The sequence below is a fragment of the Paenibacillus sp. FSL W8-0426 genome, from assembly GCF_037969725.1.
Taxonomy (GTDB): domain Bacteria; phylum Bacillota; class Bacilli; order Paenibacillales; family Paenibacillaceae; genus Paenibacillus; species Paenibacillus hubeiensis.
On record NZ_CP150203.1, the window covers coordinates 4,626,632 to 4,651,508 of the forward strand.

Sequence of the window (24,877 nt, forward strand, 5' to 3'; positions counted from 1 at the left end):
ATTTTCATACCATTTTCATTAAGATTTATATTACGACAAATTATTGCATTAATCAATTAAAATAGGCTTCAATAGCCGTTTAATACACTTGTAAGCGCAGTCGAAGTAATGTTTGAATGGGAGGTATGCCATACCGCTTTCCCATTCTGCACAAGAATGGCCTGCGGCGACTCATGTTTAACCCCGAGTATTGCCTCCGTTTCATTGGAAACAGGGCGATCTTCCACAACATAGACGATGCCATAGTCCACATTTTCGTTCGGCTGGTTCTGCAGATAATGGTCCATCTCCTGATAAGCTCTTGAACTGATTGGGCACCGAGTACTATGCTTAAACAGAAGCAATGGTTGATTATTCGTAGCTCCCAGTGCGGAGTTAAGCTGTTCAACACTTGTCATTTTGGTCATGTAAGCCATTGGATATACATCCCCCTTTATCAGGAATACCAATATGTTGAGCGTTTTCACTCTACGATATCTTAACAAAAAGTGCAGGAAAAAGCCAATTTTCATGAAAACAAGCATGAAACGCGTCAAAATCAAACAGCATTCGAGAAATAACTTCTCCATGCAAAGCCGGACAATTGTCCCAGCCTGCGCTGTGTCATTTGAATCCATTCCTCGTCACCGGATTTTTGGGCATAGTTCAATATATCCAGGAGCAGGTTGATGCGTTCCTGAACGGCTTGCTGCATGCGCTCTTCCATCTCCCGATCCGACGCGTCCGGCCACGACTGAAGCATTTCGTGAAAAAGGTCGGCGAGTTCGTTCTGTTTACCGAAAGATACGTCTTGCTGCACGGGATGATCTCCCAATTTGCTGATACATTCCTTAAGGTCCGGCTTTACCGGCTGAAGAACCTCGTATGTAACGCAATCCGTGCATGCGAATACAGGCACGTTGCGAATTTCCACCTTTTTGGCATATACTACCGTTCTCATTTCCAATTCCATTACATGTCCGCACTTGCATGATTTGCGCACATCCATCACCTCATTCGTTCTTTGCTCATGAGTAGTTCATTCGACCTTTTTCGGCGCAAATCCTGCCCAAAACCACAAATTAAACAAATTACCACCATCCCCAGAAGATGGTACCTTATGAGGAAAGCATACATCGACACAAATCGTTGTACCGACGAAAATGCTGACCGTGAAGCCGTCCACAAAATTTGTTACAATAAATCGCGATGGTGAACACGTTCAATAAAGGAGAGATGATCATGAGATTAACCGGTAAGAAAGTTATCGCCCTTGTCGATGAAGAATTCGAGGATTTGGAGCTATGGTACCCGGTCCATCGGGTTCGTGAGGAAGGTGCGGAAGTGCATCTGGCCGGCGAAAAAAAAGGAAAAACCTACATTGGAAAATACGGCGTTCCAGCCGAGGCCGAATACAGCTTCGACGAACTGGAAAGCTCGCAATATGACGGCATTCTCGTTCCAGGGGGATGGGCGCCGGACAAGCTGCGCCGATATCCGAAGGTGCTTGAGCTGGTCCGCGAAATGCATGCCGACCGCAAACCCATCGGTCAAATCTGCCATGCGGGCTGGGTACTGATCTCAGCCAAAATTTTGGAAGGCGTTACGGTAACCTCTACGCCAGGTATTCGGGACGACATGGAAAATGCCGGAGCGATCTGGAAGGATGAGGCGGTAGTCGTAGATGGCCATATCATCTCGGCCCGCCGTCCTCCCGACCTGCCTCCCTATGGCAAAGCGTTCTGCGATGCGCTCGCGAATAACCAATAATGACATCGCAACTTGGTTGACCGTCTGAAAACGCATATGCCAAACAGGCCGGACCGCTCCTTTTGCCCGTTAAAAGGCGTTTTATGGATGGCGGCCAATAAATGAACGAGCACCCAACCCGGTTTGGCTAAATCGGGTTGGGTGCTCGTCGTTTTTACGATGCATTCGAATCGTTTTGTTCGTCAGGGCTGCAATTGGCGTTATTGAAGGCTTGCAGCCTCTCCTCGATCTCTTCGCTAGTGCGAAGGCCGAAACATGCTCTCGCCGTTTCTTTCGCTGTGCTAGCCGTCGTGTTCAGGGCCCGGTGTTTGACCCGCAGGAGAGACTGGGGCGACATGCTCAAATTGAAAATGCCAAGCTCCAGCCAGAGCGGTATGGACCGCTCGTCTCCCGCCATTTCGCCGCAGACGCTGATTCCGATTCCCGCACGGTGCGCCGCTTCCGCCGTTGTGCGCAGCATCCGCAGCACCGCAGGATGATACGGATGGTACATGTGGGCAATCTGTTCGTTCATGCGGTCAACGGCGAGGACATACTGTACCAGGTCGTTCGTGCCGATGCTGAAAAAGTCCGCTTCCTCTGCCAGCAAGTCGGCAATCATGACGGCGGCCGGCACCTCGATCATGATGCCGACCTGAATATGCGGATCGTAAGGCAATCCGCGCTCATCCAGATCATGCATCGCTTCGCGCAAAATCGCATTGGCTTGTCTGAGTTCTTCCACGGAAGAGATCATCGGATACATGACCTTGACGTTGCCGGCAGCGCTGGCACGCAAAATGGCCGTAAGCTGCGTTTTGAACAGGTCTCTACGGTCCAGGCTTATGCGAATGGCACGATATCCGAGGAATGGATTATCTTCTTCAGGCAATTCAAAATAGTCCAACTGCTTGTCTCCGCCGATGTCCAGCGTTCGGATGACGACAGATTGGCCTGCGGTTTTTTCCGCAACAAGCCGATACACCTCATATTGCTCCTGCTCGCCAGGGAACGTCGCCCGGTCCATGTACAGAAACTCGGTCCGAAACAGTCCGACCCCCTTGGCTCCGTGCTTCAGCGCAAGCTCCAGTTCTTTCACGGAGCTGATATTGGATGCCAGGTGCAGCGTTTCTCCGTCCTTCGTAACGGCGTCCACCGTGGCAAGCACTTGCAATTGCTCTTTTTTCTTTTGCTGCTGGGCGCGGAGCACCGTATACCTTTCCACCGTTTTGCGGTCAGGCTCCGTAAACACCAAGCCGTTATCGCCATCGACAATCAGCAGGTCTCCGGTCTCCACCGGCATGCCAAGGTTCGCTTCCAGTCCGGAAACGAGCGGTATGCCCAGTGCGCGGGCCATGATGGCCGAGTGAGACGTTTTGCCGCCAATCAAGGTCACGATGCCCAGCACGTAGGTTGGATTCAGATGCGCCAATTGGGAAGGCGACAGCTCCTTCGCCACCAAAATGTACGGCTGGGTATCCGAAGGAAGCGTAATTTCGGGCGCTCCCAGCAGATGCTTCAGGAGCCGATTGCCGACGTCCTTGATATCGATGGCCCGTTCCTTCATGTATTCGTCATCCAACAGATCGAACATGGTGACGAAATGGTCGATCGCTTCTTTGACCGCCACTTCGGCCGCCTTGTACTGACGTTCGATGATCCCGCGGATTTCGTTCATGAACACCGGGTCTTCAAGGATGGCCAAATGGGCATCGAAGATGCTCGATTCCTCCGGACCGACTACTTCCTTGAACTCGTTTTTGATGTTTTCGATCTCGTCCTTCGATGTCCGTATTCCCTCATACAGTCGTTCGAATTCCTGGGCAAGGTCTACCGAGTCCATCTTCTGATCCGGCAGGTCCCACTCCCAGCTGGGCAGGACAAATGCTTTGCCGATCGCTATCCCTGCAGCGCCATTGATGCCTTCTATCTTCATTCTACCCCTCCAACGTTCCTGTCATAGAGCACCACGGACATAACGGATGCCTGACCTTTCTTGACATGCTTGAACGGAGCAAAGCTCCAGGACTTGACGCGATCCGGATTGGTGATCACCATCGGTGTCGTTAAGGACGCCGCTTCGGTCCGCAGCTTCGCGAGATCGAAGCGGATGAGCAGCTGCCCCGGCTCCACCGTGTCCCCTTCCTGCACAAGCGCTTCAAAACAGCCTTTCAATTGCGAAGTGTCGATGCCGATATGCAGCAATACTTCCAAACCTTCCCGGGTCGAAATGCCGAGTGCGTGCATGGTCGGATAGAGATGCATGATCGTCCCGTACACGGGGGAAACCAATTCCCCTTTTTCAGGTACAAATGCAACGCCGTCACCCACCAGTTTGGCCGCAAAGATCTGATCCGGCACTTCTTCGATCGGCAGCATTTTGCCTTGAACCGGGGCGCAGAACAGCACCTGCTGCAAATCCCGCTCAAGCAGCTTTGCGATCTCTTCCCGGATCAGCTCCGAATATGTACCAAACACCACTTGCACATTGCCGCCGCCCAGCTTGATCAGGCCCGCGGAGCCCAAACTCTTCATCGCTCCCGTATCGATAAGCCTGTCATTGTGAACCGTCAGCCTCAACCGGGTGATGCATGCCTCCACCTGCACGATGTTCTCCTTGCCTCCCAATGCTTCCAGCACAAGGGGAGCCTGGTAAGGAATGTTGCCCACCCAATCTTCCAGCACGGAGCCTTCCTCGCGGCCGGGCGTTGGAATTTTGAACGTGCGAATAGCCCAGCGAAACAGGAAGTAATACACCAATCCGTAAAGAATGCCGAGCGGAATCAGCTTCCAGGCATTTTCGGACAGATGGAAATTGATGATGTAATCGATGATACCTGCCGAATAAGAAAACCCGTGGCGTATGTCCAGCCAGTATCCCATCCACATGGCGATTCCCGACATTACGGCATGCACAATAAACAGATAAGGTGCCGCAAACAGAAATGCAAACTCGATCTGCTCCGATACCCCTGTCAGGAAACACACTAACGCAGACGTCAAAAACGTCTTTTTGATCTTGGGCTTGAGATCTTCCCTTGCTTCCTGAATGATGGCAAACGCGATCGCGGGAATCGCAAACATCATGATCGGAAACAGTCCTGCCATGAAATATCCGGCGGTCGGATCACCCGCAAAAAAACGCGGCAAATCCCCCTGAACGATATGGCCATCAGGTGTCTGATAGGTGCCGAGCTGGAACCAGAACACGTTATTGAGCAGATGGTGCAGCCCAAACGCCACGAGCACCCTGTAGAGCACCCCGTAAATGAACAGCCCGAACCCGCCCAGACTGTACTCCCACGAAGCGATCACATTAAGCCCGTTTTGAAGAATGGGAGCAATCCACAGCATAAAACAGGAAAACAAGGCCGAGCACAGCCCCACGATCAGCAAAACAAACCTGGAACCGCCGAAAAATTGCAAAATCTCGGGCAGTTTAATGCTTTTAAACCGATTATGCGTAACCCCGGCGAGCGCGCCAAGGATGATTCCGATTAATGAAGCAGGCTGAACCGTCCCGTCCCCGAAATGACGAATGACCTGATCGTAAATCACGATGCCCGCAAGCGCGGCAAGCCCCGCCTGTCCGGCTTGATTGGAGAGGCCAAGCGCTACGCCGACGGCAAACATGTAGGGCAAAAAATAAAAAATACCGCGTCCAGCCACGGTAGAAATCTCGCCAACAACGTTCAGTCCCCAGGCATCCCAGGGCAAACTGCCAACGCTGAGCAGAATCGCTGCGGCGGGCAAAACCATTGTGGGCAGCATGACTGCCCTTCCGAGCTGCTGCAAGGACCCGAGCCAATTCATGGCGTCCTCTCCTTTCTATCCTTGATGGTAAGCTTTACGGAACGTTTTGTCAAAACAAAACGAGTGCGTGCCAAAAATTAAAACATCCCTTGCGACACATGTCAAAAAGGCCGTATCCTCGTGCGGTTTGCCTTTGGCATCGGCACTCACTTCAACGCTTACCCGAAGCAAAAATTCCTCTCCTGCCTAACCGGTCATTTCCTTGGTCTGGAAGGTTTCGCAACGCCACCTTACGGATGCGAAACCCCGCCAACCTTGGGGGGTCAACGGGGTTTCGACAAGCGGTTTATGAACCTGTTATTCGCAGGGCACAAGTCACAGGGCTGCCTTCAACATGAAAAGGCCTTAACCTCTTCCGGCGCTGCGCAGTGCGTAATCTTCCACTTTGATGCAACGATTCGTAACAGCCGTCATGCCGTTGTCGGCTGCAATCTGCACGGCTTCGTCACTATGGATTCCGAGCTGCAGCCAAAGCACATTGGCATGGATGGCAGCTGCTTCGCGGGCAACGTCGGCGCAAAACTCGGCGCGGCGGAAAACGTCCACGATGTCAACGGGCTCCGGAATATCCGCCAGAGAGGCATACACCTTTTCACCAAGAATCTCGCCACCACTTGCCTGCGGATTGACCGGAATGATCCGGTAACCTCTGCTCTGCAGTGCTTCCGCAACCAAGTAGGAAGTCCGGTCCGGTTTGTCCGACAGACCGACAATCGCGATGTTGCCTGCATTGCGCAAAATGTGTCCGATCTCTTCACGTGTAGGGTTGTTGAATTCCATGCAAAGCACCGTCCTTTTCAGCAAACGTTTGTTATGTTATCCTTCTACCCATTCCACCGAGGCTCCAAGCGCCCGCAGATGGTCGAAGTATTGAGGATAAGACTTGGCTACATGATGTGCGTCCCGAATACGAATCGGCTGTTTGGCACGCAGGCCTACCACCGTCAGTGCCATAATTACGCGATGGTCGAAGTGGGCATTGATCTCCACGCCGCCCTCCACGCCTTCAGGACGTCCATGCACGATAATCTCGGCTTGGCGTTCCTCCACATTGGCACCAGCCTTGCGCAGTTCGTTCAGATAATCCGTAATTCGGTCGCATTCCTTGTAACGCAGGTTCTCTACATTATAAAACCGGGAGGTGCCTTCCGCAAATACGGCCGCCGCGACCATCGCAAGCACGGCATCCGTTGCCGCATCGCCATCGAATTCCACGGCCTTCAACTTGCCGTTGCCCTGTACGTGAACGACATGGTTCTCATGCGTCAGCGGCACTTCCATCATGCGCAGTACGTCCACGATGGCGCGCTCTCCCTGTTTGCTTTGTTCCATCAAACGCTGGATCTTCACGTCCGATTGCGTAACTGCCGCTGCGGCGAGCACAGCTGCAGACCCGGGATAATCCCCCTGAACGGTATACGTTTGCGGTTGATAGGACTGGCCGCCCGGCACCCGGAAAGACATGTAGTCATCGCTCGCGTGGATGACGATCCCCGCCTGCTCAAGCACTTCGAGCGTTTGCCCGATGACAACCTTGGATTTCAAGTCGTTCAGCACTTCGATCGTGCTGTCTTCCGCCAGAAGCGGCGTTACGAAAAGCAGTGCGCTCAAATATTGGGAGCTGACGGAACCGGATACGCGGATATGACCGCCTTTCGCATGTCCCCCCTTGATCGTGATCGGCAGGCGTCCTTGCTCGTGCTGAACTTCGACTCCCATTTGGCCGAGCGCATCGATCAGGTCGTCATGCGGGCGTTTGCCGAGTGATTCCGGATACGTGTTCACGAACGTCACCTCAGGGCAAAGCGCGGCTACCCCCATCAGAAAGCGCAATACGGCTCCCGCGTTCCCCACGTTGAGTTCGCGCACGTCGCGCGGGTGTTTGCCAAAACCTTGGATTACGATTTTGCTGTCGTCTTCCTCCAGCACGGCGCCAAGGTCGCGAATGCATCTGCGCATCGCATCGCTGTCCTCGCTGTGGGCAGGGAAATGAATGGTGCTTGTGCCTTCTGCCAGTGCTGCGGCAAGCAAGTAACGCGTCGTGTAGTTTTTCGAAGATAAAGCTCCGATGTCCCCTTTCAGGGTAGGTGTCGGTTTAACGATAACGTCCATCGATTAAATTCTCCTTCATTGATCAGATTCATTCGAAATAAGGTGCAATGCTGATGTCCATAACCACAATCGGCTGCAAGCCAAATTGACATTTCACTTGCCGCTTCGTATCATTATAGGCGTTAAGTCCATACAGAAAAGAGGACCTGAAATGACACAAATCGCTGAAATTCTGCCTTCCGAACTGCGCAGCCGCCTGCAAGCCGGCGAGAAGCTGCAGATGATCGACGTCCGCGAGGACGAAGAAGTCGCCCTGGGCATGATCGAAGGCGCCAAACATATTCCGCTCGGACAAATTCCGGACAGATTGTCCGAAATCGAGAAGACGGGCGAAATCGTCTTGATCTGCCGCAGCGGCTATCGCAGCGAGCGTGCCTGCGAATACTTGCAGCAGCTTGGCTACGAAGGATGCACCAACATGGTTGGCGGCATGCTGCAGTGGCAGCAGGAAGAATAGAGTGGATCAGGAACGGGCCGAAAGGCCCGTTTTTGTTTCCGGAACATTTACAGGCTTAGACGCGGTAATGCGCTAAAATTAAACGGGTCACTTCAGCGGCGGATAGCTCGGTTGTATCCACGGTGTGATGTGCGAAAAGGTACGCGTCTTTCCGCTCCTGCATAATGGTACGAATTCGTTCCTCCGCATTGCCGGCAAGCAGCGGACGATGGTCTGAGCCGCCGATGCGTTCGACAATGGCTTCGGGATCGGCCGTCAAGGCGACAACCCAGCCTTGTCCTGACATCTCGTCACAGTTATCCTGGCGCAGCACGATGCCGCCGCCCGTAGCGATGACCTGTGATTCGCTCGCGAGCACATTGCGGAGCACCCGGCTTTCCGCATCCCGGAAATACACTTCTCCCTTGTCTGCAAACATCTCGGGAATCGTACAGCCTTCCTCTTTCTCTACCTCGGCATCCAGATCTACCAGCTGATAACCAAGCTCATTTGCCAGCATCTCCGCCACGGTTGACTTGCCGGTACCCATCATGCCGATAAGAATAATATTGTTCGACTTGCTCAAGGTGTACACTCCTTTAATTCCAAGCAACTCATGGACACTTTTGTTTGTCCTATCATAACACACCCCCACGGACTGGGGAAGTCGTTTCATGGACCGGGACTGGCGCCTGTCATTCCGGTCAAGGATGTTCACCCGCGCTTGCACTGAAAGGGATGGGACAGATGCACATTTATGCCGCCTGCGTGTGTACTTCACTCCAAAAAGGCCTGGAGCCGTCCGGCATTGCCGGAACTCCAGGCCTTTCGCCGATCCATGCGCGGGAATCAACGTATGGATCGCAAACATTCGATTCGTCCAAAAACCAAAGAATGCGTATTATTCCATCCAGTTGTGGTGGAACGAGCCTTCTTTGTCCACGCGTTTAAACGTGTGCGCGCCGAAGTAGTCGCGCTGAGCCTGCAGCAGGTTGGCCGGCAGACGCTCTGTGCGGTAGCTGTCGTAGTAGGACAGCGCGCTGGAGAAGCCCGGTACCGGAATACCTTGGGTTACCGCTACGGACACCACTTCGCGCCATGCATCCTGGTACGATTCCACGATGTTCTGGAAGTAAGGGTCGAGCAGCAGGTTTTTCAGCTCGGCATTGTTGTCGTACGCTTCCTTGATGTTTTGCAGGAATTGCGAACGGATGATGCAGCCGCCGCGGAAAATCATCGCGATGTTGCCGTATTTCAAATCCCAGCCGTACTCGTCGGAAGCTGCGCGCATTTGTGCGAAGCCTTGGGCATAGGATACGATTTTACTTGCGAACAGCGCTTTGCGCACGCTCTCGATGAACGCAGCTTTGTCGCCTGTGAAGGCGGACGCGGACGGGCCGTTCAGGATTTTGCTTGCCGCTACGCGCTCGTCCTTCATGGCGGACAAGAAGCGCGAGAATACGGATTCCGTAATCATGGACAGCGGTACGCCCAGATCCAGCGCGCTTTGGCTTGTCCATTTGCCCGTTCCTTTTTGTCCGGCAGCATCCAGGATGACGTCGACCATCGGTTTGCCGGTTTCCGGATCGTATTTGGAGAAGATGTCGGCCGTAATCTCGATCAGGTAGCTGTCGAGTTCGCCTTTGTTCCACTCCGTAAAGATTTCATGCAGCTCTTCGACCGAGACGTTCAGCACGGATTTGAGCAGATGGTAGGCCTCACCGATCAACTGCATATCTCCGTACTCGATGCCGTTGTGCACCATTTTCACATAATGTCCGGCACCGTCTGGTCCGATGTATGTACAGCAAGGATCGTCGCCTACTTTGGCGGAAATCGCCGTCAGGATCGGTTCGACGAGTTTGTAGGCACTTTCCTGTCCGCCCGGCATGATTGCAGGGCCTTTCAGCGCGCCTTCTTCACCGCCGGAGACGCCTGTGCCGATGAAGCGGATGCCTTTATCTTCCAGCTCTTTGCTGCGGCGCTGCGTGTCAGGGAAGTAGGCATTTCCGCCATCGATGATGATGTCGCCTTCGTCCAGATGAGGCAGCAGCTGTTCGATCGTTGCGTCCGTTGCGCTGCCCGCTTGAACCATGATCAAAATTTTGCGCGGAGATTCCAGGGATGCCACGAACTCTTCGATGGAGAACGTGCCTGTCAGGTTTTTGCCTTCCGCTTCTTTCAAGAGGTCATGCGTTTTCTCCGGGGAACGGTTGAATACCGACACCGTAAAGCCTCTGCTTTCAATGTTAAGGGCCAAATTTTTTCCCATGACTGCAAGTCCGATTACGCCGATCTGTTGTTTAGCCATCTGGTCCTCCATCCTTTAATCCACTGTATTTTTGGGTTTGGAGTTGTCTCCCGACAACACTCTCATTTTAACGGTTTTACGCATGGAAGTGAACCCTGTCCCCCTTGCCGACAAGGCGAAAACACCTCAATCCGTTGAGGTGTTCATCGTATAGTCATAAATCGAAACCTCCCGCCACTCTCATACATCCAATAATTGTATATTTAACCTTCCATCATCAGCAATTGTCTGGAAAGACGTTCCAGCGTTTCCCGACAAGCAGCCGCTTTGTCTGCATTGCCTGTCAGCAGGGCGGCGTGCAGCCGCTCCAGTTCATCGTCAACCTCCATACGCAGCAGCATTAACCGCTCTTCGCCTTCATGAGAGAGAAACATTTCCTCCATATCCTCCGCCGTCGGGGCGGGTCCCTTTTGGAAAATGACGCGCTGCTTGAAGCCGGTCACCTCGACAAGCCGGATCACTTCGCCAAACAAAATGTTTTCCACGGTCATTTGATGGTCCTTGAACCGTTTCACCACGGCATGCCCGCGCGTGTCGCCAATCAGCTTCTCCAGCCACTCGGCCAGCTTGGCGTCTTTGATGATGTAATCGCCCGTCATTTTGTAATTGCCGCTGCGCGTATGTTGAAAACGGAGCTTCACGAGCTTGCGCCCTGTGCGGACAGAGAGAATGATGAAGGATTCGTCCTCGCTCCAATATAGTGAATACCCTTCTCGGATCAGGTCTTTGATCAAGTTCTGGATATGCCGACGGTTGAACCGCAGCTCCACATTGCAATATTCAACTTCGTAACTTTTGTTCACGGCATTCCCCTCCATCTATATCGGTTTGTTCCGGCCGTTTCCGCATCCCTTCTTCAAGTTGGCTTACCCTATTTTATACTTCATTTTATGTAAGGGTACTTGGTTAGTTGACTATTTTTCGCCCAATCGGCCCGAGTGGATTGGATCCATCAGACGAGCCGGGGCAATCCCCCGGATTTCATGATATAATGGACGCGAAACGGAGGTAATCAGATGACTTTTTCGGGGTTTAACGATAACGATTTTGATGTTTTCCAGATACCTGGACTGGAACCGCGTATGGAAATGCTGATCGAGCGGGTACGGCCGAAGCTGGAAACGATCGGAGCAGAGCTTGCGCCGTACCTGACGGAATTGTGCGGGGAGGAAATGTTCGTGCATGTGGCCAAACACGCGCGCAGAACCGTCAATCCGCCTATAGATACATGGGTGGCCTGGGCTTCCTCCAAACGTGGATATAAAGCATTGCCACACTTTGAAGTGGGTTTGTTTGGCACGCATCTGTTCGTCATTTTCGCCATCATCTACGAGAGTCCGAACAAAGCGGCATTTGCCGAAGGGCTGGAGCGCCAGTTGCGGGAAGTACGCCGGTTCATGCCACAGGGTTACTATTGGTCCATGGACCATATGTCGCCCACAGGTACCCTTCAGCAAAATATGCAGGATGAGGATTACGATAAAATCATCACCAAGCTGAAGACGGTGAAAAAAGCCGAGGTGATGTGCGGCCTGCGTATTGAGCGCGATGATCCGCTGGCGGCAGACGGCGAAAAGCTGCTTGAAACCGTGCGTCAAACGTTCAAAACGTTGCTGCCTTTGTATAAAATGTCATTTTAGCCGGCTGTCGGACATGCCGGCTTATAATCAAAAAAGCTTCCGAGCCTTTACCTGGCCGGAAGCTTTTTTGATTTATCCAGTTTGTCCCCTGCCTTATTTGGCCGGCACGGTTCGATACGGCTTCCGCGAAAGCACAAAATGCACCGCCGCCAATGAAGCCATCACCACCGCGCTGGCGATAAACGGAGCCGGGTGACCGACGTGGTCCCAGAGCAAGCCGGATACGATGGGGCCTACCACCATGCCCGACCCTTGAAGGGTAAGAAAGAAACCCCAGATGGCCCCTCGCTCTCCCTTGGGAATCAGCGTCGCCACAAAGGTGTTCCAGGCCGGCAAAATCATGGCATAGCTAACGCCAACCAGCATGACGATGCCGAATACAACCGGAATCGAAGTGATGGAGGCAAATGCCAGCAAACTGGCTGCAGCGAGCAAAAAGCCCATGTTCAGAAACAGGGATGTACCGAACCTGTCCACCATTTTGCCGACGGGCAGCAGGGCCAGCACCGTAATCCCTCCGCCCGCCACCAGCAGCAGGCTGTACAGATTCGGCGAAATATGCAAGTCCGTACGCGTATACAGCGTAATGACCGGGCTGAGCAATCCAATGACGAAGGATTGCATGAACAAGGCCGGATAGACGAGCGGATTTACGTTTAAAGTGTCACGCACCCGCTGCAATGTTTGCTGCACACTTTTCTTGAGCCGAAACAGCGGTGTGAACAGATGAGGTTTCGCCGGCACGTTTTTCTGTCTCCCTTTGTTCGCAGCCTCTGAATGCTCTCCCTCCACGACTACATGTCCTGGCAAGATCATGGCGACAAGAATGACCAGGACGGCACAGCCCAGCAGCACGAGAAAAATGGTGCGGTAATCGTGATGCGTCCGCTCAAGCAGCCAATTCATGCCAACAGGGCCGAGCCCCGTGCCGCCAAGCGCAGCCATCTCCAGCGCGCCCATCGCAGTCCCGTTTTTGTTCTGGGGGCCGGACATTGCCGTTACTCCTGTCATCGCGCACGGCCATAACGGAGACGTGCCGATGCCGAGAATCAGGCAGGCCAGCGACAAGCCGAATGAGCTTTTGAAAAAAATAATCATGATGAGCGCAAGGAGGGTGCACACTAATGCCGTCACCATCGTTAGGCGAAAACCGATTCGCTCGGCAGCCCATCCTGACGGGGCACGAAACAAATTATCTCCCAAATATTGCAAAGCAAAGGCTACGCCGATAATCCCGGCGGACAATCCAAGGACGCTCCCCATGTATACGGGAAGGACGGCGACGAGCAGCGCCCCTTTAATGACCTCGACCAAAAACAAGGTCAGCCACATGGCGATAAAAAAAGGCGTGCGCAAAATGTTGGTCGGTTTGGTTGCTGGTTGTGGTTGCATGTTTTTCCCCTTTCAGCGTTCATTCGTTGGCTTATGGACCCGCCTCAGGCGAACAAATTCGCCCAAATCCTTGTAATTTGAAATTTTGTCATAAGGATTGCTTGCATTCGGTCCCACATTTGCTATACTCATTTTTGTTTGATATAAAGTTTCCTCATGAAACTGAACCCATTTTAATGAAGAAAGGTTGTGACAGCACTGATGGATCACCGCCGTACGCCGCTGTTTACCGCTTTAACCAATCACGCGGCACTCAATCCGGTGCAATTTCATATTCCGGGACATAAAAAAGGATTGGGAACGGATACCGAGTTTCGTGAATTTATCGGCGATAATGCCCTGTCCATCGATTTGATCAATATCGCTCCATTGGATGATCTCCATCAGCCTACAGGCGTCATTCAGGAAGCGCAGATGCTGGCCGCGGATGCCTTCGGAGCCGATTATACCTATTTCAGCGTACAGGGCACAAGCAGTGCCATCATGACCATGATTTTGTCAGTATGCGAACCGGGCGATAAAATTATTGTACCCCGTAACGTGCATAAATCGGTCATGTCAGCCATTATTTTCTCGGGAGCCAAACCGGTATTCGTCTCTCCCGCACAAGACGCAAATCTGGGCATCGACCACGGAGTAACCGTTCGTTCGGTCAGGCGTGCGCTTGAGCGTCATCCAGACGCCAAGGCATTGCTTGTCATTAATCCGACGTATTTCGGCGTATGTACAGATCTGAAGGAGATCGTGGAGCTGGCGCACAGCTACCAGGTTCCTGTGCTTGTCGACGAGGCGCATGGCGTGCTGATTCATTTTCACGAGGACCTGCCGCTTTCTGCGATGGCTGCCGGAGCCGATATGTCCGCAACGAGCGTGCACAAGCTGGGCGGTTCCATGACACAGAGCTCTGTATTGAACCTGAACACCAAAAACGGGTTCGTGAACCCGCAGCGTGTACAGACGATCCTCAGTATGCTGACTTCAACCTCAACATCATATATTTTGCTGGCTTCATTGGACACGTCCAGACGCAATCTGGCACTGAATGGCCACGCTATGGCACAGAAAGCCATCGATCTGGCTGAATTCGCCAGAAGAGCCATCAACGACATCGACGGATTGCACTGTTTCGGCAGAGAATTGCTTGGAACGGAAGCAACCTTCAACATGGACCCGACCAAGCTTACGATCCATGTTCGTCATCTGGGCATTACCGGTTATGAGACCGAAAATTGGCTGCGTGAGCATTACAATATCGAAGTCGAGCTTAGCGACATGTACAATATTTTGTGTCTCATCACTCCGGGTGATACGGACGAATCGGTCGACATTTTGCTGAACGCGCTGCAGGATCTGTCCCGTACGTATTACCAGGTCAACCCGGCGCATGAACTGGTCGTCAAAGTACCTGACATCCCGCAATTGATGCTCACTCCGCGTGATGCCTTCTACGGCGACACGGAAGTTATTCCGTTCAAGGAGTCTGCGGGACGCATTATAGCGGAATTTATTTATGTGTATCCTCCGGGCATTCCGATTCTGTTGCCGGGCGAGGTCATCACGCAGGAAAATATCGACTACATTGTCGATCACGTCGAAGTGGGCCTGCCCGTAAAAGGACCTGAGGACCGCAGCGTTACAAATGTTAAGGTGATCGTGGAAGCCGACGCGATTTTCTAATCGATCCTCATGCTTCTCTCACGACAAGACTGCTCAAGACCAGGCCATCAGGCCTGGTCTTTTTAATGCGCAGGATCGATCTTTCGGGCAGCACAAAAGCCCCCTTGCAAAAGGCGAAAACCACAAGGAGGACGTCCACAGTGGTCAATCGAATCCAGTGATACGAATGCCATTCGGAGCTTTTGAAGGAACAACAGGCCGTAGCGTTGATTCCCCGAAAGAGAAATCACCGAGTGATCCCGACATATGATCGATATGTCTACAAAGAGCGCCATTGGGTGGAATGCTTCTTTAATAAAATAGAAGAAATATCGCCGTTTGACAACTCGTTATGATAAATTAGCGTGTACGTTCAAGGCTTTTTTGACGCTGGCATTCATCATGGTGTGGCTTGCTTGAGTTTGAAGACACGCCCTAGATTGTATCAGGTAATGCAAGTTAAGGGCAGATGTCTATCCAAGGATAGATTCTGCCCTTTGTCATGTCCGCACCACGCACAGACAAGATATTCAATTCTATCTCATCATCAATAAAACTGCACCGCCGCTGAAGCGCCTACGTCATGCCTTCCCTTATCTCATGACACTGAACTTCTTAGTCATGGCCCGAACGGCTTCATCTTCTCCCCATATAATAACTCCCACCACTTTGGTGGCTTCCAAAGCCATATTCGCAATTTCACTCGCATATTGTTCAAATGCGTTATTGAGTGACCGCCCAGTCTGAGAAAAAACAAGAAAATTCAATCCGCCATCGTGTTCTGAGCAAGATTTGACCAGGTTAATGAGTTGATTCTCCCCGGCCTTTAGAATGACCGTGCTGTATTGAATACCCGCATGCTGAACACCGCTCTGATCCAGTACAGGTTGACTCGAATATAACTCAGGCTCGTTCAGGGAGGCTTGTCCCATCAGAAGGGCTGCCACATTCGCTGCGGCTCCAGGCTCCAGATTTTTATCCAGTATAATAGCGATTCTTTTCATATGAGTGCATTCACCCTCTGTGTATTTTTCGTAAAACATACCCAAGGCATCTGGATTCCCTCGCGCAGCACCTTGTAAGTCACCAGTCCGTAATGATCCGCACAGAGCTGGTTCGTGAGCGCAAGCGATCTCTCCGTATTTAGCATGACTTTCCTACAAGCCTCTGGGTTCGATGATACCGTGCAGTTCTCTCTATAGATGATATCAAGTTCGGTCAACAAGTATGTAGTCGCCGGATGATGATAGATAATATCGATCTGTTCTGGGCATACCACCTGAAAACCAGACAGCACCAGTGCAGGAATCTTTTCTACAAAGCTTTCAGATACCACGAGATCTGAATCCATAATGAAGCTGTTAAGCTTGGGATACGCTCCAGGAACCAGGAGACAGGAAATCTCACCTGATTTCAGGTCATCTGCTGCCGCTTCGAATTCGGGGTATGGCTTAATCAAATCAGAATTATCCATTTTTTTTGCAATATGCATACTGCAAGTCAGGAAGCCTTCATCGTCACCCAATGTGCCCAGTATAGCGTATTTCCCTTTAGTTATCTCCATTTATTTCTATATCCTCCTTTTTATTTCTATTTCCGGTATGATAGTATACCATATAATCCCTATTGTCAATTAACACTTTAACGCAACAAAAATATGTATAATCGTTCATAATATTTTACAAAAAATGTATTGAATATGGAAAATAATGAGTTATAATGTTGAGAAAACCATTTTTTCTATTTTTAACTTTGTTCAAGGAGGTCCCATGAAAACGATCGTCTACATATCTGATTTCAGACTGCCTTTCGGCCTAAACTTCGTGAAACCACTTACCAAATTCACAGATCACAAAAGAATTCTGATTATTGAACAGCATCAATTACATCACCCCGAGCGGCTTCAGGATTATTTTGATGAAATTCGCTACGTCGATCACCTCGAATCCTACGATGCCATTCGGGAGCATGTTCTACAGATCAGGCAAACCCATTCGATTATCGCTTTGTTAACTCCAGGTGAGAATGCCATTGAGATCGGCGGGCAGCTCCGCTCCGAATTTGGCATCCCCGGTATGCAGCGCAATCAGGCCGAGGCGGTCCGTAATAAATGGATTATGAAACAAATGCTTCATCAACGCGGAATTCGTACGTCCAAAATAGCAATCGCTCTGCAAGAGCAGGACTATTTTCATTTCTCTGCTGCCCATGGATTCCCGATCATTGTAAAGCCACTTAGCGGTTACGGAAGTATCAATACCTTCAAGTTGTCCAGTATGGATGAGCTCTCACATTATCTGCAGCACACTAGACATGAGCTGCAGAGGGACCTGCTGGAAGAATTCATTCACGGTACAGAGTTTCACTGTGACTCCATCGTGTCCAAGGGAATCGTTGTATTTTCCTCTGTCTCTCAATACCTTTACAACTGTCTGGACATTGCAACCAAGCAGAAACCTCCGGCTAGCATTACGTTCCCCAAAGGCGCTAACGCGAACGTTATCAGGCGTATCCAAGAGATCAATTCACAAGCCATTGCTGCCCTTGGGATTAATCAATCTGTAACCCATGCCGAGCTGTTTCTCACGCCGGATGGAGAAGTGGTATTTGGAGAGATCGGGGCAAGAATCGGGGGCTCACAAGTTATGCCGCCTTGTATCAAAAACACCCATGGCGTAGATCTTTTTGAAGCCGTAACTGATCTGGAGGTTGGCATATATACTTTTACACAGCAGCAAACGAACAACAAATTCACGGGCATGATCTGTTTTCCTTCACGCGCGGGTGTCATTCAACGAATATCAGGAATCGACGATTATAAGGATGTTTCTGGCATTATTGAGTTCAAGGTTTCTTATGAAATAGGGCAGCGTGTAGGCGATGTGAACGATACGATGACACGATCAGGATTTGCCATTGTTGAAGGGGAGTCGTTTGAGGAATTGCGTCAGACTTTGCTGGACTTGTATGATCGATTCGTCATTGAGGTTGAGGTTGCCGAAACTGTATAGATTCGGACATACACCTTACGATTTATTTTATGGAATTGGGGTTTTCTTGGGGAGGATTGGAACGATTGTCTTTATCTCTATCCAAAACATACGCGGGACTAAGCCGCGATGTCTATTATCTCTGTTTGGCCAGAACCATTAACAGCACTGGAGATTTTATATTCTCGTTAATTACCTTGGTCCTTACGCTCCAGCTTGGTATGAATGTGGTCAGTGCAGGCATTTTTGTAGCCATGGCGGCCTTGATTAGCGGTCCCGGCGTATTGCTTGGAGGCTATTTAAGTGATCTGATGGGCAAAAAAACGATTATTGTCATCGGGCAGCTGTTGTCTACATTGATGATTATCAGCTGCTCCTTCTGGTCGGGCACGATAACCATTGGTTATCTTCTGATTGCAGTCATGTTTTTCATCAGTATTACCCGGCCTGCCTATAACGCCTTAATTATTCAACTGTGCACAGAGGAGAAGGAGCGCAAATCTGCCTTTTCTCTCATGTATCTTGGAGCCAATCTAGGCATAGCGCTTGGACCACTCATTGCCGGTTTTTTTATCAAGGATCACGTGCATATCGTCTTTATAGGTATCGGCACAGTGTTTCTGATCTCCACCTTGATCATCTTGAAGCGGGTTCATGTCGGTGCGGGCAACAAAGCAATGGAAACCGGAGACCATGCACATCAGATGCAACAATCACAAAAGAAACATCCCAACCATCAACATCAACAAGTATTGAAGCAATCGGCTCCTTCAATATTTAAGTTGCTATTGAGAAATCCGCTCGTCGCCTTCTTCATCGCAGTGTCATTTCTTAATTATTTTATCTACATGCAATACTCGTTTAGCCTTCCACTTCAGATGAATCATTCGTTTGGAGAGAATGGAGCTGCTTATTATGGGTCTGTCATGACCATTAATGCGATCAGTGTTATTATTCTCACCACGTTGGTCCTGTCTGCTACCCACAGCTTCACAGCTCAGAATTCCATAGCGGCAGGTGCACTCTTTTATGGAATTGGATTTGGCGTTCTCTACCTGCTGAGCGATTTGCCTCATTTCGCTATCGTTGTTTTTTCCACTGTGCTGTGGACCATCGGGGAGATTCTGGTGCAAACCAATATCAACCTGTATATCGCGTCACGTGTACCCGATACCCATCAGGGAAGGTTTAACGGCTTGCTGTTATTCGTAGGTTGTCTCGGTTACACACTTAGTCCATATTTGACCGGCCTTTTCATTCGAAGCGTAGATATGGAGAGTGTATGGATTGTTATTCTGGGTATCAGTCTGTTCTATGCGTTATGCATGTCCCTTCTCTCGTATATTGAAAAAAGCTCCCCTACCAAACGCGAAATGGATTCAACAGATTTATCAAAAAGTATCTAATTCTTTGTGAGTAGAAGCTCTCTACTATAGCTTAAACGAGGAATCAAAAAGTAAAGGGATCACTCTGAAGTGACCATTTTGGGGAAGTACCAGCGAAGCTGACAGCACTCGCAAAGTAGATAGTATTAAATGGGGAATCTATGGCTAACTTCGTTGTATTCCTCCTGTGCATCAGTGATGGCAAGCTTGGAATAAACTTCTACTTCAGGCCTTCATGCCCCGAATACGGTTGGATCAGCATCATCAATGCCTTGTTTTTTAAGCCACGTTAAAAGAAAAATGCCGCATCATGGTCTGTCGTTGATTAAGCTCAGAGCGGTATAGAACAAGAGCGGGTTATCGAAAAGATAGCTTGCTCTTGTTTTGTTCAAAAAGAGTGACGGAATTCAGCAGGCAAATGGAACGGATGGCGAGGCCTCTTAAAAAAGAAGGAGGTTACGTCAGATGGATGAGTATGCGAACTCATTAAAAAGAAGACTGACATCTCTCTATAACCTTCTGCATTTGAACGCAGTTTATGATCTCGCAACAGACGTCTTTCTGGCCTGTATTTGCCCTCGGGTGGAGAGTTTGATTTGATCGGAACGTTCATCTGACACTCACCAAAAAACAATCCAAAGAAATCAAGGCTCAGCCTGAGATGTATAAGTTCGTTCCTTCCACGTCAAACTTTGATTTTTTGGATTTGCATGAAAATTTGTTTTATCCGATTTCATTTTGAGTGGTTCGTTTCATCCTGCCAAGTGGAGCCAATGAAATGATTCTGACCAATCTTTCAGGTCTGACGTATTGTCCTGCAAAGAGACGAGAGTCCATCACCCAAGAGATTTTCGCCAGAATGAACAGGTACAATTTCGCTGAGATGATGACCTCGCACGTCATCATTTCGGGAATGGATATTTTTCAAGCGGAGTTTTTCTCCGTTGTGTTTGCTATACGCTTTTTCCTTGCTTGCACTAAAAAAAAACGGCACAGATTGTTCTCCCATGCCGTTTCGAGTCCATAAATTCACTTTGTTTTGTCTATTGAACTTATTTGGAGCCTGACTTATTCCTGTCCTGCAACGAGTTCGTTATAAGCCGCTTCAACACGGCTCCACTCTGCTTCGTCTTCGATATTGTAGAGTACCATTTCCTCGTTTTCTTCTTCCATGCGGAAAATGATACCGTCAGCTTCAGGATTGTTACGTTCCAGCAGGAGCGCATAAACATGGTCTTCCACGTCAAACGTCTCCACCAAAACCATCTCCACGTCGTTTCCGTTCTCGTCTGTCAGCGTCAGAAGAACTTCTTCATGCTCGTGGTCGTGGTCATGATCGTGACCGCAGCCGCAGGCATCGCCGTGTTCATGTGTGTGATCGCTCATTGATATACCTCGCTTCATCGATTGAAATTGTGTAACCTTGCATATCGTAACATGTTCATAGTGCCAGGTCAATTTCGACCGCGGGCGTGATTCGGGTTTATTCGTTTAGTGCGGTAATGACTTTCTCGGCGACCTGCACGTAATTGCTGTTTGCATTTTCCTTAATATGAAAACCGATTGAATATTTGCCTGCGCGGCTGAAATCATACGTGAAATCATACGTGCGGAACCAGAAGTTATCTTTCTGGGTTGTCAGCTCCTGGGACTGAATATCCTTCACCTGCCCGCTCGGGTTCGTAATCGTCAACTTCACGGCAGCCACGTCGGTCGTCAGACTGTCGACTTGTGAGAACACGTTGAACTTCAGCTTGCCCACGTTCACGTTGCCAAATACAGTGTCTCCTTTGAACAGAAAAATATGTACATTGGGCTTAATCACCGTCACCCGCTTGCTACTGTTGTCCCATTTGGCGATGCCGCCCGCTTCCCTCACAGGAACATAGGTGGTTCCATCAATCAAATAACCGCCGTCAGCCGCTTCCTTGCCATTGATGAGTACCCGAATCTTCTCGTTCACGGAATCTGCAAACAGTAGAGATCCGCCAAGCAAGGAAAATATGCTGACACAGAGCAAGACCCTCTTCCACTTCATGCGCCAATTTCCCTCCCCTGCTGCTGCTGTTGTACATTTATACTGCAGATTCGCTCACAAAGTTGCGCCGTTTTTCATTATTTTTCATTTTTTATCCAACATTTTTTCCACTCCATGGATTGAAAAAAAGAGATTTCCTGTGTGTCAGGAAACCTCCATGATCTCGTTGTTGCCAACCCCTTCTCAGCCGAAGCAAATTCACATGCCCATGCTCAAATGAAGCCGCCATTGGCACGGAGCGTTTGCCCGGTAACCCACCGGGATTCAGGCCCGACTAGGAAAGAAACGACGTCGGCAATGTCTTCCGGTTCCCCCAGCCGCCCAAACGCATTCAATTTGCGCATGCCTTCTATCTGCTGCTCCGTTTTTCCCTCAGTAAACAATTCAGTAAGGACCGGACCCGGCGCCACCGCGTTAATCGTGATTTGCCTGGACCCGAATTCCTTCGCCAATTGGCGCGTGAATTGCTCCACGGCTCCTTTCGTGCCAGCATACACGCTGTAAGCCGGAAACATTTGCCCCACTACCGAGGTGGAGAAATTGACGATGCTTCCGCCTTCGGTCATATGTTTCATCGCCTGCTGGCATGCAAAAAACGTCCCCTTCACATTGATCGCAAACTGTTGGTCAAACTCCTGCTCCGTGACATCGGCAAGCGGCGTTGTTTTCATGATGCCTGCATTGTTAACCAAAATGTCCACTTTGCCTAACTGGGCAATCGCCTCTTCAAACAGCCGTTCAACCTCCTCCTTGCGTGCCAGGTTAGCTTGGACAACGGCTGCGCGTACGCCTTTTTGCCGAATGGCCTGTGCCGCCGCCTCAGCATGGACAACATTGCTTGTATAGTTGATTACGATGTCCGCGCCCTGGTCTGCCAGTTTCTCCGCAATGGCACGTCCGATGCCGCGTGATGAGCCTGTTACGATCGCTACTTTGCCGCTTAAATGGTTCATAAGTCTACTTCCTCTCCGCTTGTAATTGGATAAGCCCTTTCTCTACCAAGTTCCATACCTGGCCGAATTCCGCTTCAATGGCACCCTGTTTCCATTCGTAGGCATGTGCCGGGTGATGAAAACGGGCAGTGGATTGCAACACGGCGGCCGCGATATTCCCCGAATCGGCAGCGTCAAAAAGGTAGTTCTTTTCAAGAATTTCCCGGATCTGCGCGATCATGTTCCGCACATGGGCTTGGATAATGTCAGCCGATTGCTCCGTAACTTTGGCGTACAAATCAAACAACTCGGCATCCGTCTCGGCATAATGACGCTTCCGCTGCACCAAGGTTTGAATATAGGCATGAACGTGACGGATACCTTGGCCCGAAAGCTCCCGGTCTTTAACGATTTCATCCAACCGGGCAATGATCTCCTCTTCAAGCCATTTCTCGGTGACGGCCTCAAACAGTTCTTGTTTGCTCGCGTAATGCCTGTATATGGTACCGTGGCTTACGCCAAGACGTTTGGCGACATCCGTCACTGAGGATTTGGCCGCTCCGTAGCGCCTTACCGTATCCTGCGTAGCTTCCATAATCTGCTCTTTGGTCAAAAATTCAGTTGCTTTCTGTTTGGTCATTTGTTTGCAAGATGGCCCCAGCCTTCTTCGCTCACCTCCGTTGCAGATAGAATACCACAGCGAATGACGAATGACAAATTTTATTTTTTGTCACCGTTAATCATCAATGATCTCGAAGTTGCACGAAAATGGCAAAGACAGCGCTCTAATCCAAGCATAGGACACAATTTCGATTCAGTTGGAACGGGAATATCCATGCTGAACCCGAGCTGATGCGAGCCCATAGGCTAAAACGCATACAAAAAGGATCAACCGGAAATTTCCGACTGATCCATATCATCGTTTCACATCCATTCGGCGCATATTGAACGTATGCTGCGCGTAGATAAATAAGCGTTATGAGGAGATATGACGAGTCAGGATGCAGGGCACGCCTTTGCCAACCGCTCCATCCAGTCTCATTCTGGCAGCATACTCCGTCCCTCGGGCACAAGGGGTTTTACATCGTTCGCATACATCCGAAGTGACCAACTTCATCGATACGCGAACCTTGTCACTCTTTGCTGCCGAAGCCTTTTTGCCTTTTGCTTTTGCCATTCCGATTCCCCCGCTTCCCATATTGCTTGTTGAAGTACAGCATTATATGGAAATTCGCCTAGAGGTGTGCATGCATCAAATGTAATGGCGAGCAGGGCGTCGGTATACGAGTCGATCACAACGCTTAGTATGAGGATTGAACCATGGTTCGACGTTCAGGCGCAAAAAAAGCCTCTGTTCAGAGGCTTCGCAGCAAATGCAGTTTAGTTGTTTAGTGCTTAGAACACATATATAAACAACAGGAAAATGCCCACAAAAATCCCGGCAACAATCAGCCAGTTACTGATTTCTGTCCAAATGCTGGTGCCTCCGGCTAGCAACTTTTGCTCATTCTCCTCGTGACGCTGCTGGTGCGTGTAACTTTCGGAGCCATGGGGTGGCTTACTGAAGTCCATCATATCCATTCTCCTCCTGTTTACTAAGTCGTTTTTGAATCTCTACTAAACACCAGATCACTTCAAATTTGGAATAATTCGAAACTCAATCAACAGCCAGCTCTTGTTCGGTCACCCATTTATGGTTGCGAACCATCTCTCCATCTGTTGTCGACTTGTAATCAACCATATAAACGGTCGTTGGTTCGGCGGTCTCGACCGTCGCTGCGGCCCCCTTCATTCCTGGCATATGGTCGGCTTGGAGAATGACCTCGTCGCCAGGCTTATACGGCTGATCGGCAGAGTCCTTTATTTCTTCGTGTATAACCCATTTATGGTTTTCTACGGGATGGCCACCCGTTGTCGGTTTATACGTAACAGCGTAAGCAGTGGTTTCATATGCACCGACAATCGTAGCTTCAGCCCCCTTCATACCGGGCATGTGATCTGCATTCATCGTTGCCTTGCTCCCGATCGGAAAGGTCGGATGGCTTTTCTCCTTCAGATTCGCGGGCAGCTCGCCCGAGCCGGAATGATGCATCTCCTCCATGTTTCCTTCATGGTTCGAACTGCTAACTGGCTGCGGTTCGTTTTTTCCGCATCCGCTGAACACAATCGTGCTGAGAAGCAATATAGCAAGTCCGATGCTGGCCGTCTTTTTCATGAGTAATCTCCTTTAATGAATAGAGTTGGAATCACTTTTCATAATATACCCATATAGGGTATATTTCAATCATCAAAAAGTCAGCCAAGCGGAGGAAAACGTCGGCATGGGGTTTCGGAGCTTTCGTTCGAACTTGTTGATTCGTCCCCCAACTTCATTTATTCATAGCTTATTATCTGGATCGGCAAAAGAAAAGAAGCCTTGCTGCGCAAGGCTTCTTGTGTATGAT

At 50.2% G+C, this 24,877-nt stretch carries 25 protein-coding genes; 6 read left to right on the forward strand and 19 right to left on the reverse strand.

The features are described from left to right. Nucleotides 1-68: 68 nt before the first annotated feature. Nucleotides 69-416 (reverse strand): bacillithiol system redox-active protein YtxJ, encoded by a 348-nt coding sequence (gene ytxJ, locus MKY59_RS20625; RefSeq protein WP_236416493.1) that lies wholly within the window; start codon nt 414-416, stop codon nt 69-71. Nucleotides 417-538: 122 nt separating this feature from the next. Then, the gene (locus MKY59_RS20630) at nt 539-940 is read right to left on the reverse strand and encodes a hypothetical protein (protein WP_236416495.1); all 402 of its coding nucleotides are present in this window, start codon (nt 938-940) and stop codon (nt 539-541) included. Nucleotides 941-1,221: 281 nt separating this feature from the next. On the opposite strand from MKY59_RS20630, the gene MKY59_RS20635 reads away from it, so the two are divergent. Then, nucleotides 1,222-1,749: a type 1 glutamine amidotransferase domain-containing protein gene (locus MKY59_RS20635; RefSeq protein WP_236416498.1), complete on the forward strand. Its 528-nt coding sequence runs from the start codon at nt 1,222-1,224 to the stop codon at nt 1,747-1,749. 154 nt (nt 1,750-1,903) lie between these two features. On the opposite strand, the gene ptsP is transcribed toward MKY59_RS20635, so the two are convergent. From ptsP to aroA, 4 genes are all read right to left on the reverse strand, one after another. Next, nucleotides 1,904-3,664 (reverse strand): phosphoenolpyruvate--protein phosphotransferase, encoded by a 1,761-nt coding sequence (gene ptsP, locus MKY59_RS20640; RefSeq protein ID WP_236416500.1) that lies wholly within the window; start codon nt 3,662-3,664, stop codon nt 1,904-1,906. Next, on the reverse strand, nt 3,661-5,541 hold the full coding sequence (locus MKY59_RS20645) for a glucose PTS transporter subunit IIA (protein ID WP_236416502.1): 1,881 nt from the start codon (nt 5,539-5,541) through the stop codon (nt 3,661-3,663). The genes ptsP and MKY59_RS20645 overlap by 4 nt, the downstream gene beginning before the upstream one ends. A gap of 345 nt (nt 5,542-5,886) precedes the next feature. After that, nucleotides 5,887-6,321 carry a CoA-binding protein gene (locus MKY59_RS20650; RefSeq protein WP_236416503.1) on the reverse strand — a complete coding sequence of 145 codons (435 nt, stop codon included), beginning with the start codon at nt 6,319-6,321 and terminating at the stop codon, nt 5,887-5,889. Between the two features lie 36 nt (nt 6,322-6,357). After that, a complete protein-coding gene (gene aroA / locus MKY59_RS20655) occupies nt 6,358-7,653 on the reverse strand; it encodes a 3-phosphoshikimate 1-carboxyvinyltransferase (protein WP_236416504.1) in 1,296 nt (431 codons plus the stop codon). 151 nt (nt 7,654-7,804) lie between these two features. Here aroA and MKY59_RS20660 point away from each other — a divergent pair, with 151 nt between their 5' ends. After that, nucleotides 7,805-8,110, forward strand: a complete 306-nt coding sequence (locus tag MKY59_RS20660; protein WP_236416505.1) for a rhodanese-like domain-containing protein — start codon at nt 7,805-7,807, stop codon at nt 8,108-8,110. A gap of 55 nt (nt 8,111-8,165) precedes the next feature. Here the strand turns inward: MKY59_RS20660 and MKY59_RS20665 are convergent, their stop codons facing one another. From MKY59_RS20665 to MKY59_RS20675, 3 genes are all read right to left on the reverse strand, one after another. Beyond that, complete coding sequence (locus tag MKY59_RS20665; RefSeq protein ID WP_236416506.1) at nt 8,166-8,675, reverse strand: shikimate kinase; 510 nt, start codon at nt 8,673-8,675, stop codon at nt 8,166-8,168. Between the two features lie 315 nt (nt 8,676-8,990). Beyond that, nucleotides 8,991-10,400, reverse strand: a complete 1,410-nt coding sequence (gene gndA / locus MKY59_RS20670) for an NADP-dependent phosphogluconate dehydrogenase (RefSeq protein WP_236416507.1) — start codon at nt 10,398-10,400, stop codon at nt 8,991-8,993. Nucleotides 10,401-10,603: 203 nt separating this feature from the next. Next, nucleotides 10,604-11,203 carry a hypothetical protein gene (locus tag MKY59_RS20675; protein WP_236416508.1) on the reverse strand — a complete coding sequence of 200 codons (600 nt, stop codon included), beginning with the start codon at nt 11,201-11,203 and terminating at the stop codon, nt 10,604-10,606. A gap of 213 nt (nt 11,204-11,416) precedes the next feature. On the opposite strand from MKY59_RS20675, the gene MKY59_RS20680 reads away from it, so the two are divergent. Beyond that, on the forward strand, nt 11,417-12,040 hold the full coding sequence (locus MKY59_RS20680; protein ID WP_339273509.1) for a DUF1054 domain-containing protein: 624 nt from the start codon (nt 11,417-11,419) through the stop codon (nt 12,038-12,040). Between the two features lie 93 nt (nt 12,041-12,133). Here MKY59_RS20680 and MKY59_RS20685 read toward each other — a convergent pair whose 3' ends face one another. Next, entirely contained in the window at nt 12,134-13,432 is a 1,299-nt protein-coding gene (locus tag MKY59_RS20685; protein ID WP_236416510.1) for an MFS transporter, read from the reverse strand. A gap of 201 nt (nt 13,433-13,633) precedes the next feature. On the opposite strand from MKY59_RS20685, the gene MKY59_RS20690 reads away from it, so the two are divergent. Next, nucleotides 13,634-15,109: an aminotransferase class I/II-fold pyridoxal phosphate-dependent enzyme gene (locus tag MKY59_RS20690; protein ID WP_339278445.1), complete on the forward strand. Its 1,476-nt coding sequence runs from the start codon at nt 13,634-13,636 to the stop codon at nt 15,107-15,109. 572 nt (nt 15,110-15,681) lie between these two features. Here the strand turns inward: MKY59_RS20690 and MKY59_RS20695 are convergent. Together MKY59_RS20695 and MKY59_RS20700 are read right to left on the reverse strand one after the other, a co-directional pair. Further along, nucleotides 15,682-16,092 (reverse strand): DUF2000 family protein, encoded by a 411-nt coding sequence (locus MKY59_RS20695; RefSeq protein ID WP_236416513.1) that lies wholly within the window; start codon nt 16,090-16,092, stop codon nt 15,682-15,684. Continuing rightward, complete coding sequence (locus MKY59_RS20700) at nt 16,089-16,652, reverse strand: hypothetical protein (protein WP_339273512.1); 564 nt, start codon at nt 16,650-16,652, stop codon at nt 16,089-16,091. Before MKY59_RS20700 ends, MKY59_RS20695 begins: the two co-directional genes overlap by 4 nt. A gap of 205 nt (nt 16,653-16,857) precedes the next feature. Between MKY59_RS20700 and MKY59_RS20705 the strand changes: the two genes are divergently transcribed. Next, a complete protein-coding gene (locus MKY59_RS20705) occupies nt 16,858-18,099 on the forward strand; it encodes an ATP-grasp domain-containing protein (RefSeq protein ID WP_236416519.1) in 1,242 nt (413 codons plus the stop codon). Between the two features lie 65 nt (nt 18,100-18,164). Continuing rightward, nucleotides 18,165-19,484 (forward strand): MFS transporter, encoded by a 1,320-nt coding sequence (locus tag MKY59_RS20710; protein ID WP_236416521.1) that lies wholly within the window; start codon nt 18,165-18,167, stop codon nt 19,482-19,484. Between the two features lie 1,047 nt (nt 19,485-20,531). Here the strand turns inward: MKY59_RS20710 and MKY59_RS20715 are convergent. The 7 genes from MKY59_RS20715 to MKY59_RS20745 all read right to left on the reverse strand — a co-directional run bounded on the left by MKY59_RS20715 (nt 20,532) and on the right by MKY59_RS20745 (nt 24,648). Continuing rightward, on the reverse strand, nt 20,532-20,849 hold the full coding sequence (locus tag MKY59_RS20715; RefSeq protein WP_236416523.1) for a DUF1292 domain-containing protein: 318 nt from the start codon (nt 20,847-20,849) through the stop codon (nt 20,532-20,534). A gap of 97 nt (nt 20,850-20,946) precedes the next feature. Continuing rightward, a complete protein-coding gene (locus MKY59_RS20720; RefSeq protein ID WP_236416524.1) occupies nt 20,947-21,501 on the reverse strand; it encodes a copper amine oxidase N-terminal domain-containing protein in 555 nt (184 codons plus the stop codon). A gap of 212 nt (nt 21,502-21,713) precedes the next feature. Then, complete coding sequence (locus MKY59_RS20725) at nt 21,714-22,454, reverse strand: SDR family oxidoreductase (RefSeq protein WP_339273516.1); 741 nt, start codon at nt 22,452-22,454, stop codon at nt 21,714-21,716. 4 nt (nt 22,455-22,458) lie between these two features. Continuing rightward, entirely contained in the window at nt 22,459-23,073 is a 615-nt protein-coding gene (locus tag MKY59_RS20730) for a TetR family transcriptional regulator (protein WP_339273518.1), read from the reverse strand. 336 nt (nt 23,074-23,409) lie between these two features. Next, nucleotides 23,410-23,610, reverse strand: coding sequence for a hypothetical protein (locus MKY59_RS20735; protein ID WP_236416527.1), 201 nt, complete (start codon nt 23,608-23,610; stop codon nt 23,410-23,412). A gap of 218 nt (nt 23,611-23,828) precedes the next feature. Beyond that, nucleotides 23,829-24,008, reverse strand: a complete 180-nt coding sequence (locus MKY59_RS20740) for a hypothetical protein (RefSeq protein ID WP_236416528.1) — start codon at nt 24,006-24,008, stop codon at nt 23,829-23,831. 82 nt (nt 24,009-24,090) lie between these two features. Further along, nucleotides 24,091-24,648: a YdhK family protein gene (locus MKY59_RS20745; RefSeq protein WP_339273521.1), complete on the reverse strand. Its 558-nt coding sequence runs from the start codon at nt 24,646-24,648 to the stop codon at nt 24,091-24,093. Nucleotides 24,649-24,877: the final 229 nt, after the last annotated feature.

Excerpts from the sequence above, each read along its gene's own strand:
- ytxJ (WP_236416493.1), bottom strand. The coding sequence starts at position 416 with ATGGCTTACATGACCAAAATGACAAGTGTTGAACAGCTTAACTCCGCA.
- MKY59_RS20630 (WP_236416495.1), bottom strand. The coding sequence starts at position 940 with ATGAGAACGGTAGTATATGCCAAAAAGGTGGAAATTCGCAACGTGCCT.
- MKY59_RS20635 (WP_236416498.1), top strand. The coding sequence starts at position 1,222 with ATGAGATTAACCGGTAAGAAAGTTATCGCCCTTGTCGATGAAGAATTC.
- ptsP (WP_236416500.1), bottom strand. The coding sequence starts at position 3,664 with ATGAAGATAGAAGGCATCAATGGCGCTGCAGGGATAGCGATCGGCAAA.
- MKY59_RS20645 (WP_236416502.1), bottom strand. The coding sequence starts at position 5,541 with ATGAATTGGCTCGGGTCCTTGCAGCAGCTCGGAAGGGCAGTCATGCTG.
- MKY59_RS20650 (WP_236416503.1), bottom strand. The coding sequence starts at position 6,321 with ATGGAATTCAACAACCCTACACGTGAAGAGATCGGACACATTTTGCGC.
- aroA (WP_236416504.1), bottom strand. The coding sequence starts at position 7,653 with ATGGACGTTATCGTTAAACCGACACCTACCCTGAAAGGGGACATCGGA.
- MKY59_RS20660 (WP_236416505.1), top strand. The coding sequence starts at position 7,805 with ATGACACAAATCGCTGAAATTCTGCCTTCCGAACTGCGCAGCCGCCTG.
- gndA (WP_236416507.1), bottom strand. The coding sequence starts at position 10,400 with ATGGCTAAACAACAGATCGGCGTAATCGGACTTGCAGTCATGGGAAAA.
- MKY59_RS20680 (WP_339273509.1), top strand. The coding sequence starts at position 11,417 with ATGACTTTTTCGGGGTTTAACGATAACGATTTTGATGTTTTCCAGATA.
- MKY59_RS20685 (WP_236416510.1), bottom strand. The coding sequence starts at position 13,432 with ATGCAACCACAACCAGCAACCAAACCGACCAACATTTTGCGCACGCCT.
- MKY59_RS20690 (WP_339278445.1), top strand. The coding sequence starts at position 13,634 with ATGGATCACCGCCGTACGCCGCTGTTTACCGCTTTAACCAATCACGCG.
- MKY59_RS20695 (WP_236416513.1), bottom strand. The coding sequence starts at position 16,092 with ATGAAAAGAATCGCTATTATACTGGATAAAAATCTGGAGCCTGGAGCC.
- MKY59_RS20700 (WP_339273512.1), bottom strand. The coding sequence starts at position 16,652 with ATGGAGATAACTAAAGGGAAATACGCTATACTGGGCACATTGGGTGAC.
- MKY59_RS20705 (WP_236416519.1), top strand. The coding sequence starts at position 16,858 with ATGAAAACGATCGTCTACATATCTGATTTCAGACTGCCTTTCGGCCTA.
- MKY59_RS20715 (WP_236416523.1), bottom strand. The coding sequence starts at position 20,849 with ATGAGCGATCACACACATGAACACGGCGATGCCTGCGGCTGCGGTCAC.
- MKY59_RS20720 (WP_236416524.1), bottom strand. The coding sequence starts at position 21,501 with ATGAAGTGGAAGAGGGTCTTGCTCTGTGTCAGCATATTTTCCTTGCTT.
- MKY59_RS20725 (WP_339273516.1), bottom strand. The coding sequence starts at position 22,454 with ATGAACCATTTAAGCGGCAAAGTAGCGATCGTAACAGGCTCATCACGC.
- MKY59_RS20730 (WP_339273518.1), bottom strand. The coding sequence starts at position 23,073 with ATGACCAAACAGAAAGCAACTGAATTTTTGACCAAAGAGCAGATTATG.
- MKY59_RS20735 (WP_236416527.1), bottom strand. The coding sequence starts at position 23,610 with ATGGCAAAAGCAAAAGGCAAAAAGGCTTCGGCAGCAAAGAGTGACAAG.
- MKY59_RS20740 (WP_236416528.1), bottom strand. The coding sequence starts at position 24,008 with ATGATGGACTTCAGTAAGCCACCCCATGGCTCCGAAAGTTACACGCAC.
- MKY59_RS20745 (WP_339273521.1), bottom strand. The coding sequence starts at position 24,648 with ATGAAAAAGACGGCCAGCATCGGACTTGCTATATTGCTTCTCAGCACG.